The following is a 14,492-nucleotide window of genomic DNA, read 5'->3' on the forward strand; positions in this document are numbered from 1 at the left end:
TGACTATGAGTTAAATGATTGCCGCACTAAGGCTGCAACCTGCCGTCCCCAAACTGCGTAAACATCTTTACTTGGATGAAAACCGTCGCTTGCCATAGGCAAGTTCATGGCTTGAAAAGTTTCAATATCATATTCAAGAAACTTAAAATGGCTTTGTGGTGCTAACCATTGTTGTAATTTTTGATTCATTTGCTCTGCATATTGCCCAAACAACCAAGCTAGTGGATTCGGTAAAGCCGGGAAATGTTGCATTGGAGGCACACCGGAAATGATAATCAACTTTGGCTGAAAACGTTTCTGTATATGCTCAAATAATTGCTTCTGTTGTTTAATCCATGATTTAGCAGAGGTCAACTTTGTGACATCATTTACACCAATAGATGTCACAATCACATCATACTTCTGCTCTTCTAAATGCTGCAAAGCATTAAAAACTTGTCGAGTTGTATCACCAGTTTTGGCATGAAGTTTCCACTGTAGGGAAAATTCATTTTGCAGTTCTTGAATAATAGCACCAGACAAGGCATCTTTCTGATTTTCTACACCAACACCTGCTGCGGCAGAATCCCCCAAAATAAGCAGAGATAAAGATTTACCTTGACCAGCTCTACCTTCTCGTTCACCTTTAGCTTCTGCTAAACGTGGTGTGTTCTTCCGAACTTTATGGCCTTGTATAAATAATACGGGTAATAAAAACAACGTTGAAAGTTTTAACCACATTTTTATATACCTCAATATTCTTTCTTAGGCTATTTAACAAAATTATTGAGGTTTAAATTGAGCTATTCGTATGCCCATTTGCTCAGCTAATGCAGCTAAACCGCTCATTGGACGAATCATTACTTCAAAATCAACAATTTTACCCTGCTCATTAAAACGAATCATATCAATACCTTTTAATGATTTATCTCCCACATCCGCACTAAACTCTAGCACTACATTTTCACCATCTTCCGTGTAAAATTCTCGATGATAGGTAAAATTCTGAAATACCTGAATTACATTGGTGAGAATAAAGAAAACAACTTGTCTTCCCTCATAAGGTTTATAAGCAACCGGTGAATGGAAAACGACTTCATCTGCCAGCAAATCATTTAAGTTCGATAAGTCATTTGATTGAATCATGTGATGCCATTTTTCTAATGACTGTTTAGTTATTTCGAGTGTCATTTTTATTTTTCCTTCAAATAGGTTTTAGTAATGAGCATTCTCTTACACAAGACAATGCTCATTTAAGTCATTAAAGAACCGCTGCTAGTTCAGCACCTTGACGAATAGCACGTTTAGCATCCAACTCACCTGCTTCTTTAGCACCACCAATCAAATGAACATTCTTACCATCTGCTTTTAATTGGTCATACATCGCAGTAAATGATTCTTGGCCCGCGCAAATCACAACATTATCAACCTCAAGTACCGTTGGTTTGCCATCAACAGTAATATGAAGCCCTTGATCATCTACTTTGTCGTATTGCACACCTGCTAACATTTTCACGTTTCTGTTCTTAAGCCCGGTACGGTGAATCCAACCAGTCGTTTTACCCAGCCCTGCGCCTACTGAGGAAGCTTTACGCTGCAACAAATAGATTTCTCGTTCAGAAGCTTCAACTTTTGGCTGCTTTAAACCTCCGACATGTTCATAGTGAGTATCAATACCCCACTCTTCATAAAATTTTTCTGGATTTAAACTGCCACTTTCACCTTCATGGGTTAGGTACTCAGCCGTATCAAAACCAATACCACCCGCACCAATAATGGCAACACGCTGACCTACTGCTACACGCTCTTTAAGCACCTGTAAGTAGCTCAACACTTTTGGATGATCAATACCTTCAAATTGCAATTGACGAGGCGTTACACCAGTTGCAACTACGATTTCATCAAAGTCTGATTGGCTTAACTCTTCATAAGTGGCTGGATGGTTTAATACAAGTTCAATGTTCGGGCGTAATTCAATTTGACGATTGAAATAACGCAATGTTTCGTAGAACTCTTCTTTGCCTGGCACAGTTTTAGCGATATTAAACTGACCACCAATTTGATGACTTGCTTCAAAGATTTTAACTTGGTGTCCACGATCTGCCGCATATACAGCAAAACTTAAACCTGCTGGTCCTGCACCTATGACAGCAATATTTTTCTGATTTTGTGCTTCTTTAAAGATTAGTTCTGTTTCATAACATGCTCGAGGATTAACCAAACATGTTGCAATTTTCATAGAGAAAATGTGGTCGAGACAAGCTTGGTTACAGCCAATACACGTATTAATTTCATCGCTACGGCCTTCACTTGCTTTTAAAACAAAATCAGGATCTGCAAGCATTGGACGTGCCATTGAAACCATATCCGCATGACCCGACGCTAATACATGTTCAGCCATTTCTGGTGTATTAATACGGTTCGATGTAATTAATGGAACTGAAACTTCACCTTTTAATTTTTCAGTGACCCAAGTAAATGCAGCTCTTGGAACTTTGGTGGCAATTGTTGGAATACGAGCTTCATGCCAGCCAATACCCGTATTAATGATCGTAGCCCCAGCTTTTTCAATCGCTTTAGCAAGTTGAATAACTTCTTCTAAAGTAGAACCACCTTCAACCAGATCAAGCATCGATAACCGGTAAATAATAATAAAGTTTTCACCCACTATTTCACGTGTGCGTTTTACGATCTCAACAGGAAAACGAATACGGTTTTCATAGCTACCACCCCATTCATCATCACGATGGTTTGTTCTGGCTGCAATAAACTCGTTAATTAAATAACCTTCTGAACCCATAATCTCAACGCCGTCATATCCAGCGTATTGAGCAAGCTTCGCACAGTTTGCAAAATCATCAATCGTTTGTTGAACCTCAGCAGAAGTCATTGCTTTAGGCTTAATAGGATTAATAGGTGCCTGAATTGCCGAAGGCGCAACAATCTCTGGCTGATAAGAATATCGGCCCGTATGTAATATTTGTAATGCAATCTTCCCGCCAGCAGCATGTACAGCTTCGGTAATGACTTTATGTTTTTCTGCTTCTTCTGTGCTATCTAACTTAGAAGCATGAGCAAAGGTTAAACCTGCCTGATTGGGTGCAATACCGCCAGTAACAATAAGACCCACATCACCTTTAGCACGTTCTGCATAAAAAGCTGCCATACGCTCATAACCACCAGGCGCTTCTTCTAGACCAACATGCATAGACCCCATCAATACGCGATTTTTTAATGTCGTAAAACCTAAATCTAATGGTTTTAATAAATGTGGATATAACGACATAACAACTCCTTGGCTTGCTAATCTGCTTGCTTAATGCAACTTGTTGCACAAATTTATAATCAAATTTTGACTTTTATGCAACATGTTGCATAATCTAATGAGTCACACTTTACTTTTGCTTACAAACGGATTGCCATGTCACTTCCTCATGTTTTATTGACCAGTTTACTAGAACGGCCAAGCACGGGCTTTGAACTCGCCCGCCGTTTTGACCGATCTATGGGCTTTTTCTGGAATGCCACACATCAGCAAATTTATCGTGAACTCAATAACATGCTTAAAAAAGGCTGGGTTTCCACTTTAGAAAATGAGATGGATAGTGGCCGAAAAAAAACTTATCAAGTCGAACAGCTTGGCCGTATTGAACTCGCTTCATGGATGACGCAGCAAAGCGAACCGGCACAGCTTAGAGATGACCTAATGGTAAGATTGCGCGCTGAGGCGCAATTGGGCAATAATCAAATATTACCCGAACTGTTACGACATCTTGGTCTACATCAAGAAAAGCTTAAGCTTTACCAAACTATTTACGATAAAGATTTTAAAGATAGCGATGATTTGAATAATCGAGTGTTATATATTCATAAAATGATCTTAAAACTCGGCATTACTATGGAAACTGAGTGGATCAAATGGTTGGAACAAGTCATCCCGCAATTAAAACACTTTGCTCAAGATAATGTATCTGGAGAATAATCATGCCTTATTACACCATGCCCGATCAGGAAAGTTTATTTGTACGCCGTGTTGGTCGTGGTGAACCGGTATTAGTTTTATCCGGCTTAGGTATGCAAAGTTGGCAATGGCTACCTTTTATCTATGCAAATCGTAAAGAATACGAGTTTATTATTCCCGACTGGCGGGGCTTTGGCGGTTCAAAAAATTGTGCAATTCCCGAGCAAGATGCCATATCAAGCCACTGGCAAGATGTTGCTCACTTAATTGAGCAATTAAAATTAGATAAATTTATTTTAATAGGCTACTCAATGGGAGCCACCACTGCAATGCATGGCATGAAACATGCTCATCTCGCTCAGCAGTTAAAGGCCTATTTACATATCGATCAAACGCCTAAAATTTCAGTAGATGCTACATGGCAATATGGGTTATTTGGGCCATTACATGCCCAATTTAAACAATTACTCAATGATATTTATCAGTTATTATCAATCCATAAAAATGCTAAATATCTTTATGAATTATCACTTCCGGACCGTCAAAAGTTGGTGCGGTTGTGGGTAGATTTTATTGAATTGCAAAGTAGCAATCCGTTTAGTCCTTTTGTTTTTAAAACTGCATTAAAACAACCATTTTTACAAAAATATCTTCTTCCGATTCAGCGTTTAGACTACTTATTTTGGTATGTCGAAAATTATCTTTTCCACAATGAAGATTATCGTGAAGCACTTCAGCAATTACAGTGCCCAACAACTTTCTTTATTGGTCGCAATTCGACACTCTATCCAGAAACGGGCCAAACCCTGATTGCACATAGTGTCGAACATGCAAAAACAATTTATTTTGAACGTTCAGGCCACACGCCATTATTAACCGAGCCAAAAAAATTCGGGCATGAAATCACTACTTTTTTATCCGAACTTAAACATGCTTCTTAAAAAAAGGGATCTGCTAAAACAGATCCCTTTTTAAATTTTTACATCATTAAGCTGAATGAGCTAATTCACTTGCTTTTAACTGTTTAGCAACATTTAACAAAAGCTGTTCAGTTTTATCCCACCCCAAACAACCATCCGTTACCGACTGACCATAAGTCATTTCACATGAAATCTTCTGGTTACCATCAACTAAATGGCTTTCAATCATGATACCCTTTACCTGAGTTTTTAGACGTTCAGCAACGATTTGCTGTAAAACTTCTGGCTGACGTAAAGGATCTTTACCACTGTTACCATGACTACAGTCAATAACTAAGGCAGGTAGGTTTTGTTTGTGCTTTTCTCTAATTGCCTGAATTGAAGCCAAATCATAATTAGGACCGTGATTGGCTCCACGTAAAATCAAGTGTGGCAATGGATTTCCAGCACTCTGAATCACTGAAGGCAAACCTTGCTGATTCATACCTAAAAATTGATGCTCATTTTGTGCAGACTGAATAGCATCTAAAGCAATTTGAATTGAGCCATCCGTACCATTCTTGAAGCCAATACTGTATGGCATATGACTTGAGATTTCACGGTGGATCTGAGACTCACTAGTACGAGCTCCAATTGCACCCCAGGCCAATAAATCATCAAAATAGCCTGTTGCCATTGGGCTTAAAATTTCGCTCGCAATCGGCAAGCCTTTTTCAATAATTTGTAAATATAGCTCACGCGATTTTTCTAAACCTAATTGTAGATTAGATGAACCATCAAGATTTGGGTCATACATAAACCCTTTCCAACCTACTGTTGTACGCGGCTTTTCAATATAAGCACGCATCACAATGAAGATTTGATCTTTTACTTTTTCTTGTAATTTTTGCAATCTATCTGCGTATTCAAGTACAGCAACTGGGTCATGAATTGAACATGGTCCTGTAATAACCATTAAGCGCTGATCTTTGCCAGCAAGAATATTTTGAATAATTTGACGATGTTCTGCAATTTGTCGTGCGAAGGTCTGCACAAGCGGGTATTTAGCTTTTAACTGAACAGGTAAACTAACTGGTGTTTCTTTTGTATTGCTTTGAGTTAGTAAAGTATTTAAGGCATTCATTGGTCTTTTCCTTTGGACTGAAACCTAATCAGTCCGATCATTTATTTGAGCGTTTTGGATCTATTCGTTGGCAAAGGTAGGCAAAAGTAAAACCAATAAAAGTTGCTAAAGTATGAATAAGTCATGTTGTTCATTTTAAAGTCCTCGATTTGAAAAAGATAAAGCATAAAAAAACCTGATCGGGGTTGCCGATCAGGTATTAACTGTGATGGGCAACTCTCGTGCCCGAATACGCTCAGGCAACTATCTAAATTGCCAGAAATAAAAGTAAGCGTTAGAATTCACAGATTGATTTAACATCTTTATCTCAAATATTAAAAAATGTTCCTTAAATCTAAAATACGCATTGTTGATGACTTTGACAAGTATTTTTTGCGAAAAAATTGCTTATTTTTTTCACTTAAAATTTAAATAATCACTCTCAGAATTAACGGATTAATCCTTGGGGCTGTAAAATAATTAAACCTGCTCCGCAAAGCACGATTACGCCACCCAAGATATCCCATCTGGTTAAAGCGACCTGATCTACAAAACGAAGCCACATAAGCGCAGTAAAAATATAAATACCGCCATAGGCTGCATAAATCCGTCCAGAAGCTGCCGGATGCAATGTCAGCAACCAGACAAACACGGCCAAACTCAGAGCTGTAGGTAACCATAGCCACGCAGACTTCCCTTCTTTTAAAATAAGATAAGGAAAGTAACAACCCAAAATCTCAGCAATTGCAGTAATAATAAATAACCCGAACACACTAAATATTCGGGTTATAGAAAGACTATCAATTAACATAAATTAAGCTGGTTCTGCCGTATGGTGATCTTCAAACACTTCAAGTTTTAGACCCACTGCTTTACCATCTTCTTTCTTCACTGATACCGCCACATTACCGCCATGATCTGCAAGTTCACCAAACAAAATCATTTCAGCTAATGGTTTCTTCAAGTGTTCTTGAATGAGTCGTTGCATTGGTCGAGCGCCCATTAAACGATCATAACCATTTGTCGCTAACCAGTCGCGTGCACTTTGATCGACATCTAAAACTACGCGTTTTTCATCTAGCTGCGCTTGCAATTCTGTCAAGAACTTATCAACTACAGATTCAATCACTGTGGTTGGTAAAGCTTTGAATTGAATAACACCATCTAGACGGTTACGGAATTCAGGTGAGAATGCACGTTTCATGGCTTCTTGGTTGTCCGAACTATGGTCTTGCTCTGTAAATCCAATGCTTGCACGAGAAATACTTTCTGCACCAATGTTCGTCGTCAACACAATAATGACATTTCTAAAGTCTGACTTACGACCATTATTGTCTGTTAATGCACCATGATCCATGATTTGTAATAACAGGTTAAACACATCAGGATGTGCTTTCTCAATTTCATCCAGTAACAATACACAGTGTGGATTTTTATGAATCGCATCTGTGAGTAAGCCACCTTGATCATAACCTACATAGCCTGGAGGAGCACCAATTAAGCGAGAAACAGCATGACGCTCCATATACTCAGACATATCGAAACGGACAAGCTCTACACCTAAAAGTTTTGCTAATTGCTTAGTGACTTCCGTTTTACCAACACCCGTTGGACCAGCAAATACAAAGCTACCAACAGGCTTGTCTGGTGATTTCAAACCAGCACGTGACAACTTGATTGCAGAAGCTAATGCAGTAATTGCCTCATCTTGACCAAATACAACACGTTTTAGGTCACGCTCAAGATTTTCAAGTACTGATTTATCATCTTTAGACACTGTCTTAGGCGGAATACGCGCAATTTTAGAAACGATGTCTTCGATATTTTCTACAGTAATTAAGCTGTCTTCACTTTCTGCTTTTAGACGGCGCTGTGCACCTGCTTCATCAATGACATCAATCGCTTTATCTGGCAAGAAACGATCATTAATAAATTTCGCAGAAAGCTCAACCGCAGAAACCAAAGCTTTGTCGTCATACTGTACATGGTGGAAATCTTCAAACTTCGTTTTCAAGCCACGTAAAATATCAATAGTTTCAGAAATGCTCGGTTCATTTACGTCAATTTTTTGGAAACGACGAGATAACGCATGATCCTTTTCAAATACCTGACGATATTCTTGGAACGTGGTTGATCCAATGCAGCGTAAAGTACCATTTGCTAAAGCTGGTTTGATGAGATTCGATGCATCCATTGTGCTGCCCATACTAGAGCCTGCACCAATGATCATATGGATTTCATCAATGAATAAAATCGCATTCGGATTTTTCTTCAAAGCGTTTAACAATTGTTTTAAACGTTTTTCAAAGTCACCACGATATTTTGTACCCGCAACCAATGCACCAATATCAAGACTGTAAATTTCTGCATGGCTTAGCGGTTTTGGTGCTTTACCATTTACAATGAGCCAAGCAAGGCCTTCTGCAATTGAAGTTTTACCTACACCTGGGTCGCCTACTAACAATGGATTGTTTTTACGACGACGGCAAAGAATTTGTGCTGTACGCTCAATTTCTTTCTCACGACCAATGAGTGGATCAGTTTTACCTTTTTGCGCTTCAACATTTAAATTGAGCGTATAAAGTTCTAATGGTCCGGCATTGCCTGAATTGCTTTCACCTTCAATGTCTTCAACTTCTTCTTCAACCTGAACTTCGTCTTTACGTGTCCCATGAGACAAGTATTGAGTTAAAGTCAATCGATTAATTTGATGACGTTTAAGCAGATAAACAGCAAAAGAATCACGCTCTGAATACATTGCGACTAAAACATCCGCACCTTCAACAGTACGGTCACCACCACTCGATTGAACGTGGAAAATTGCACGTTGCAAAATACGGTCGAAACTTTCTGTTGGATGTGGAGCTTGCTCGCTATTTTCGCCAAGCTTAGGAGTATGTTGTTCTACATATTCTTCTAATTCTTTACGTAAAGAAACAATATCAGCTCCGCATGCTTTTAATGCATTCACAGCCGAATCGTTATCGAGTAAGGCTAATAGTAAATGTTCAACTGTAAGAAACTCATGTCTCTTTTGACGAGCCATGCTAACAGCCAAACGTAATGATACTTCTAATTGACGACTGAGCATGTGACCCCCTTATGCTTTAGGCTCAATCTGGCAAAGTAATGGATGACCTTGCGATCGAGCGTAATTATTAACAAGGTTTGCCTTGGTTTCCGCGATGTCTCTTGGATATACCCCGGCAGTACCTTTACCTTCATAGTGTACTGTTAGCATTACTTGAGTTGCTTGGTCAAGATTCATTGCAAAGTATTGTTGTAAAATTTCAATTACAAAGTCCATTGGCGTGTAATCGTCATTCAATAATACCACTGCATATAAGGGAGGACGCTTGAGTTCGGGAGGTGCTGTTTGCACAACAACCTCTCCGTCATGATCTTCGTTTTGCGAATCACTTAAGCGTGGATTGAAGTGCCAATCGACATAGCCAGACTGCTGAAAAGAAGCCTTAATATCTTTTAAATTTGTTTGACGCTTATTTGTTCGCATATGATGTTACTATTGTGAATTTGCTTCAGCTTGAGGAATTTCTGCAACAAAAGCAGAAGGTGTTTCGACAGGTTTACCACGCTGCCAACTAAAACGCTTAATAACCGGTGTATCAGAACCGCCTGTTAGACGCACTTCAATAAATTGAGGTGTGAACCCCTTAGGCATCGTCCAACGGCCAGTCAAACGCTCAAAATCAGTGAAGTTAAAGTTCTTATCTTCAAGTGGTACCACTAAAACTTCTGTATCTTTAATCAGTCTTATTTCAACTGAACCTGCAGCACGGCGTTTACTCGGGCTAACTTGTACCAGATCAAGCTGATATTCATAAGCATTTTCCGGTAACGGTTTAATCGCCAAATTCTGAATTGTTAAGCTTAAACCACCACGTTGTCTTAAAATTTCACGGTAGATGTTACTCATACCTTCTTGCTGTGTTTTATCAGCATTGGCTTGATTAAGTGCTTCAAACAAATCATTAGCATTTGTAACAGCAACATCACGCTCTTGTACAGCAGCATTCAAACTTTTGTTAACTGCATCTAATGCTGTTTTTTGTTTTTGCACTACCTCAACCAATTGCTCTGCATCTGCATCGTAACCAACAACAGTTAAACCTTGACGGTGCCCAATTGTATAGCCGAGCGCAAAACAACCACTCATTAAAATAGCGGCACCAATAAATAATGGTTTATTGGTGTTTAAAAATTTTTTCTTTTGCAACGAACTTTCTACAGAAGTCGTCTGTTCCGAGTTTTGCATCGTCATCTCAGTGTTTAAGATCAGAGTCAAGACACACATTTAAATCGAAATTTAAATGTGTGTGAAGCAAAAAAGAGTTTTTTATGGTAATAAACCAATCCCTTGTAAGCCTTCATCTTCATTAAAGCCAAACATAAGGTTCATATTTTGTACAGCTTGGCCAGATGCACCTTTTACAAGGTTATCTTGAGCCGCCAAAATAATGAGTTTATTTGGTTGTGGTTTATACAAAGCAATACGTAATTCATTTGCTCCACGCACGCTGCGAGTTTCAGGTGAACTATTTGCAGGCATGACATCTACAAATTTTTCATTTGCATAGAAGTCTTCATACAAAGCTTGTAAGTCTGTTTGTTTACCCGCTTCTGTCAAGTCTACATAAATTGTACTTAACATACCGCGAATCATCGGTACTAGGTGCGGAACAAATAAAAGACCCTCAAAAACATCTTTCTTACCTGCAATATTTTCCAAAGCCTCTACAATCTCTGGATGGTGGCGATGGCCTGCAACACCATAAGCTTTAAAGTTATCCGCATTTTCACTGTAAATCATGCCCAAACTTGCTTTACGACCAGCACCAGAAACACCGGATTTTGCATCAATAATAATATTCTTTGTTTCAATCAATGCTTGTGCTGATTTTAAAAGTGGAGCCAAGCCTAGTTGAACAGTCGTTGGGTAACAACCCGGATTACCAATGACTTGAGCTTGCTTAATTTTTTCACGATTTAACTCGGTTAAACCATAAACAGAATCTTTTAGTACATCTGGGCAAGCATGCTCCATACCATACCACTTTTCAAATTGCTCAAGATTCTGTAAACGAAAGTCAGCAGCTAAATCAATAACTTTGGTGCCTGCCGCAATCAAATCTTTCGCATGTTGCATCGCAACACCATGAGGAGTTGCAAAAAATACAACATCACATTCTTTTAATGCATCAATGTTTAAATCTGAAAATTGAAGATCTGTATGCCCACGTAAGTTTGGGAACATATCAGCAACTGGTTTGCCCGCTTCTGTACGTGAAGTCAGAACTCGAACCTGCGCTTTTGGATGTCGTAATAAAATACGTAATAGTTCAACGCCTGTATAACCAGTTCCACCAACAATTCCGACAGAAATCACGTGCATTACCTCAAATTTTGAATCTATACTTGCGGTAGTATGACAGGATGTCTAGGCTTACAAAACCATTTCATGCTTGGTAATTTTAATTTTTTTATTTTAAACGATAATTACATAGCACTTGCCGGCCTGTCAGTACCAAACAAATATCAGTAAATAAATACCAAATTTATTTTTGGAGAGCTAGGATGCTTGATCAATCAAAAGAAATAAAAGTGTGCACTTATCTCGGCCTCACCACTTTAATTTTAAGTGTAGCCCTTGTTGGGTGTGGTGGTGGTAGCAGTAGCGGAGGTTCATCTAACACGCCTAAACCGTCTGAACCCACTCCTGAAGTCATGACGGATATTACGCTTAAAACCCCTGTCGAAATGCGCAATGTTCAACTCAAGGTATATGATAATACCGACAATAGTATTTTGATTGATACCCAAGTTGCCAGTTTAACGAGTTACGATATTAAACTTCCAAGCACAAAACTAAATCGTCTTTATCGTGTTGAAGTCACGACCCAAGGCTCATCTCAAGTATTTGATCCAACCAAATCTGAATATCAAAATATTTCTGGTGTTTATCACGCTTTTATTACCCCAAGCTCGATAAGCAATAAAACACAATTGATCAGCCCAAGTTCAGAAGCAATTTATCAACGTGCTGTGATTCGTTCAGGTCAGTTGCCTAATGAGACAATTATCCCAACCCGTATTGAACAATTACATGTTGACTTAGCCTCTCAAGATGTCTACAGATCTCTTCTTAATGCGTTTAAAGATACCAATATTCCAAGTTTAAGTCCGGCAAGTACGCTTACAATTTTAAATTTATTGAAATACTCAACCACAAAGCCAAGTACTTATGTGGATAGTTATCTAAGCTTTGGTTATCTTCAATATTGGTCAAGCATCCATAATACGAATTCACCTTATCAAGATCTCACCCAAAGTCTCGCTACAGATTTAAAAGATGGATATTTAGACGGCAAAAAACTTATTGGGGACAAAACATCTTTTACCCCTATCTTCACCTCAGCCCCTGATAATATTGATCCAGCAAAAAACACACTTTTAGATATCGCAGCTAATCAAAAGGTAACACGTGATTACTTTGCCACTAATCTAAGAGCAGCCACCTTTAAACTAGCAGATTTGCAAGATCAATCCCATCTAGACCCAATAGGTTATGATCTACTGGACAAGAAACAATATTCGGGGATTATACCTGCTGGTAATACATCTGAATTTTTCCGTATAGATGGTGCGGGAGATTACCGACGTGCTGTTGGCTTTAGTGGTATTACAGCGACCTGCAGTGGTTCGGCTTATCCGTGTAAACAAGGTTTAACTAGTATCAATATTTCTGACCCAAAACTACCAGCTACAGACTATTTAGTTGGTCACTATGAAGACAGTACAACAGGCTGCCAACTTAACTTCCGTGCTAATGGTCAAATTGAATTAATTAAAGGCTCTCAAAGCTATCGCTCTGCCTTAAGCGCAGATAGTACAGATAACTTACTGCAAACCGACGCTGCAAGTTATAGTTATTTACTTAACTCAAGTTCATCCGAACCTAACAATTCAACACAGCAATATAATTTTATACAGCTACATATTAAAGCGAACAAGATTGTTAGTGCTCAAGCAGGCCTTGATAGCCGCAAAGCACCAGATGTCTTACAAACAACACAATTAGAGTGTAGTTTTAGTTAAGCTGTAACATACCACCATGCAGGCAATGGATTACCTTTTAATTGTCTGCGATGCTGCATATAGTTAGGGTCGAACTTTGCAACTTCGGCCCAAAATGCAGGACTATGGTCGAAGTGTTTGGTGTGTGCTAGTTCATGAATGCAAACATAACGGGTAATTTGAGCAGGCATAAGAACCAGACCTGCATGCAGCATAATATTATGTTGACTACTGCAACTTCCCCAACGAGTTTTAGGACGTCGGATTGCACACTCTGTATAACTCAGCCGAGTTTTTTGGCTAAGCTCTGACAAAAGTACTGGCAACTCTTGTTTTGCATAAGCAATAACAGCGTTTTGTAAAGCTTGATAGGGTTGTTGATCTTTAATAAATAAATAACTATTTTCCCAATCAAATTGAAAAATGCGATGTTGCTTCTGCACAACAATTTGAAAAGGCTGTTCTCTATTAAAAAAAGAAATTTCTGAAGGAATTTCAAACGAGGTAGATTGAACGTGGTGCTGTTTATTCCACGTCTCGATTAACCATTGTTCAGACTGAGCTAAAAACTGCTGAATTTGTTTCTTACTACAAAATAACGGCACAGTAAGTCGTATAGACGCAGGCTCAACACGTAAGCGCAATTTTCTTGCCCTTACGTGACGAACAATTTTAATTTCTGGCATTTCCACAGACATTACTGTGCAGTACGCTCTTCAATACCATCATTTGTTGCAACAATTGCAATCGTTGCTGGATTTAACGCAAAAATACCGTTAGTCACAACACCCGGAATGTTGTTAATTGTCTTTTCCAAATCAATTGCATTTAAGATATTCAAATTAAATACATCTAAAATAACGTTTCCGTTATCTGTTACCACACCTTCACGATAAACCGGATCACCCCCTAAGCTTACCAATTTACGAGCTACAGCAGAACGCGCCATTGGAATCACTTCTACAGGTAATGGGAAATCACGACCAAGTTGATCAACCCATTTTGAATCATCAACGATACATACAAACTTTTTAGCAATTGAGGCTACAATTTTTTCACGAGTTAATGCTGCGCCGCCGCCTTTAATCATATGCATGTGACGATCAATCTCATCTGCACCATCAACATAAGCATCAAGGCTACCCACATGGTTCATATCAACCACTTCTATGCCTAATTTTTTAAGACGATCTGCTGTTGCTTGAGAACTTGCTACTGCTGCTTCTAATTGTAGTTCAGGCAATAAATCAATCAGGAAATTTACAGTACTTCCAGTTCCTACCCCCAAAATGCCACCTTTGGGTAAGTGTTTTAAAGCAGCTTTCGCAGCAGCTTGTTTCTTTTCATCTTGGGTTGCATATAGGCTCATTACATCACTCAACTATTTTTTGACATTTATGCGCCAATAAACGGCGCAAATGCACAAGGGTTTGCT

Annotated in this window: 14 protein-coding genes; 3 read left to right on the forward strand and 11 right to left on the reverse strand. The window is 38.8% G+C overall.

Going from position 1 to position 14,492, the window contains the following annotated elements; translation table 11 throughout:
- Positions 1-3: 3 nt before the first annotated feature.
- The 3 genes from EGS71_RS03680 to EGS71_RS03690 form a co-directional block, all read right to left on the reverse strand.
- Positions 4-720: an SGNH/GDSL hydrolase family protein gene (locus EGS71_RS03680; protein ID WP_000266300.1), complete on the reverse strand. Its 717-nt coding sequence runs from the start codon at positions 718-720 to the stop codon at positions 4-6.
- Between the two features lie 42 nt (positions 721-762).
- On the reverse strand, positions 763-1,170 hold the full coding sequence (locus tag EGS71_RS03685) for a nuclear transport factor 2 family protein (RefSeq protein WP_000171423.1): 408 nt from the start codon (positions 1,168-1,170) through the stop codon (positions 763-765).
- Positions 1,171-1,240: 70 nt separating this feature from the next.
- Positions 1,241-3,265, reverse strand: coding sequence for an NADPH-dependent 2,4-dienoyl-CoA reductase (locus EGS71_RS03690; protein ID WP_000061162.1), 2,025 nt, complete (start codon positions 3,263-3,265; stop codon positions 1,241-1,243).
- A gap of 135 nt (positions 3,266-3,400) precedes the next feature.
- On the opposite strand from EGS71_RS03690, the gene EGS71_RS03695 reads away from it, so the two are divergent.
- Both EGS71_RS03695 and EGS71_RS03700 read left to right on the forward strand, forming a co-directional pair.
- Positions 3,401-3,961, forward strand: coding sequence for a PadR family transcriptional regulator (locus tag EGS71_RS03695; RefSeq protein WP_000056572.1), 561 nt, complete (start codon positions 3,401-3,403; stop codon positions 3,959-3,961).
- A gap of 2 nt (positions 3,962-3,963) precedes the next feature.
- Positions 3,964-4,881 carry an alpha/beta fold hydrolase gene (locus tag EGS71_RS03700; protein WP_001147220.1) on the forward strand — a complete coding sequence of 306 codons (918 nt, stop codon included), beginning with the start codon at positions 3,964-3,966 and terminating at the stop codon, positions 4,879-4,881.
- A gap of 46 nt (positions 4,882-4,927) precedes the next feature.
- Here the strand turns inward: EGS71_RS03700 and EGS71_RS03705 are convergent, their stop codons facing one another.
- The 6 genes from EGS71_RS03705 to argC all read right to left on the reverse strand — a co-directional run bounded on the left by EGS71_RS03705 (position 4,928) and on the right by argC (position 11,375).
- Positions 4,928-5,983, reverse strand: a complete 1,056-nt coding sequence (locus EGS71_RS03705; RefSeq protein ID WP_000993012.1) for a 3-deoxy-7-phosphoheptulonate synthase — start codon at positions 5,981-5,983, stop codon at positions 4,928-4,930.
- Positions 5,984-6,410: 427 nt separating this feature from the next.
- Positions 6,411-6,773, reverse strand: coding sequence for a YnfA family protein (locus tag EGS71_RS03710; protein ID WP_000904308.1), 363 nt, complete (start codon positions 6,771-6,773; stop codon positions 6,411-6,413).
- A 3-nt stretch (positions 6,774-6,776) separates the two neighbouring features.
- Positions 6,777-9,053, reverse strand: a complete 2,277-nt coding sequence (gene clpA / locus EGS71_RS03715) for an ATP-dependent Clp protease ATP-binding subunit ClpA (protein ID WP_000952702.1) — start codon at positions 9,051-9,053, stop codon at positions 6,777-6,779.
- Between the two features lie 9 nt (positions 9,054-9,062).
- Positions 9,063-9,476, reverse strand: a complete 414-nt coding sequence (clpS, locus tag EGS71_RS03720) for an ATP-dependent Clp protease adapter ClpS (RefSeq protein WP_001260033.1) — start codon at positions 9,474-9,476, stop codon at positions 9,063-9,065.
- A gap of 9 nt (positions 9,477-9,485) precedes the next feature.
- Positions 9,486-10,244: a DUF6776 family protein gene (locus EGS71_RS03725; RefSeq protein ID WP_085940527.1), complete on the reverse strand. Its 759-nt coding sequence runs from the start codon at positions 10,242-10,244 to the stop codon at positions 9,486-9,488.
- Between the two features lie 75 nt (positions 10,245-10,319).
- Positions 10,320-11,375, reverse strand: a complete 1,056-nt coding sequence (gene argC / locus EGS71_RS03730) for an N-acetyl-gamma-glutamyl-phosphate reductase (RefSeq protein WP_000558175.1) — start codon at positions 11,373-11,375, stop codon at positions 10,320-10,322.
- A gap of 182 nt (positions 11,376-11,557) precedes the next feature.
- Here argC and EGS71_RS03735 point away from each other — a divergent pair, with 182 nt between their 5' ends.
- A complete protein-coding gene (locus EGS71_RS03735; RefSeq protein WP_000886875.1) occupies positions 11,558-13,078 on the forward strand; it encodes a hypothetical protein in 1,521 nt (506 codons plus the stop codon).
- Here the strand turns inward: EGS71_RS03735 and EGS71_RS03740 are convergent.
- On the reverse strand, positions 13,075-13,755 hold the full coding sequence (locus tag EGS71_RS03740) for a SprT family zinc-dependent metalloprotease (protein WP_000110128.1): 681 nt from the start codon (positions 13,753-13,755) through the stop codon (positions 13,075-13,077). The genes EGS71_RS03735 and EGS71_RS03740 overlap by 4 nt on opposite strands.
- Positions 13,755-14,426 carry a ribose-5-phosphate isomerase RpiA gene (rpiA, locus tag EGS71_RS03745; protein WP_000061059.1) on the reverse strand — a complete coding sequence of 224 codons (672 nt, stop codon included), beginning with the start codon at positions 14,424-14,426 and terminating at the stop codon, positions 13,755-13,757. Before rpiA ends, EGS71_RS03740 begins: the two co-directional genes overlap by 1 nt.
- Between the last annotated feature and the right edge of the window lie 66 nt (positions 14,427-14,492).

The organism is Acinetobacter sp. FDAARGOS_559 (assembly GCF_003940475.1).
Taxonomy (GTDB): Bacteria; Pseudomonadota; Gammaproteobacteria; order Pseudomonadales; family Moraxellaceae; genus Acinetobacter; species Acinetobacter baumannii.

Excerpts from the sequence above, each read along its gene's own strand:
- EGS71_RS03680 (WP_000266300.1), bottom strand. The coding sequence starts at position 720 with ATGTGGTTAAAACTTTCAACGTTGTTTTTATTACCCGTATTATTTATA.
- EGS71_RS03685 (WP_000171423.1), bottom strand. The coding sequence starts at position 1,170 with ATGACACTCGAAATAACTAAACAGTCATTAGAAAAATGGCATCACATG.
- EGS71_RS03690 (WP_000061162.1), bottom strand. The coding sequence starts at position 3,265 with ATGTCGTTATATCCACATTTATTAAAACCATTAGATTTAGGTTTTACG.
- EGS71_RS03695 (WP_000056572.1), top strand. The coding sequence starts at position 3,401 with ATGTCACTTCCTCATGTTTTATTGACCAGTTTACTAGAACGGCCAAGC.
- EGS71_RS03700 (WP_001147220.1), top strand. The coding sequence starts at position 3,964 with ATGCCTTATTACACCATGCCCGATCAGGAAAGTTTATTTGTACGCCGT.
- EGS71_RS03705 (WP_000993012.1), bottom strand. The coding sequence starts at position 5,983 with ATGAATGCCTTAAATACTTTACTAACTCAAAGCAATACAAAAGAAACA.
- EGS71_RS03710 (WP_000904308.1), bottom strand. The coding sequence starts at position 6,773 with ATGTTAATTGATAGTCTTTCTATAACCCGAATATTTAGTGTGTTCGGG.
- clpA (WP_000952702.1), bottom strand. The coding sequence starts at position 9,053 with ATGCTCAGTCGTCAATTAGAAGTATCATTACGTTTGGCTGTTAGCATG.
- clpS (WP_001260033.1), bottom strand. The coding sequence starts at position 9,476 with ATGCGAACAAATAAGCGTCAAACAAATTTAAAAGATATTAAGGCTTCT.
- EGS71_RS03725 (WP_085940527.1), bottom strand. The coding sequence starts at position 10,244 with ATGACGATGCAAAACTCGGAACAGACGACTTCTGTAGAAAGTTCGTTG.
- argC (WP_000558175.1), bottom strand. The coding sequence starts at position 11,375 with ATGCACGTGATTTCTGTCGGAATTGTTGGTGGAACTGGTTATACAGGC.
- EGS71_RS03735 (WP_000886875.1), top strand. The coding sequence starts at position 11,558 with ATGCTTGATCAATCAAAAGAAATAAAAGTGTGCACTTATCTCGGCCTC.
- EGS71_RS03740 (WP_000110128.1), bottom strand. The coding sequence starts at position 13,755 with ATGTCTGTGGAAATGCCAGAAATTAAAATTGTTCGTCACGTAAGGGCA.
- rpiA (WP_000061059.1), bottom strand. The coding sequence starts at position 14,426 with ATGAGCCTATATGCAACCCAAGATGAAAAGAAACAAGCTGCTGCGAAA.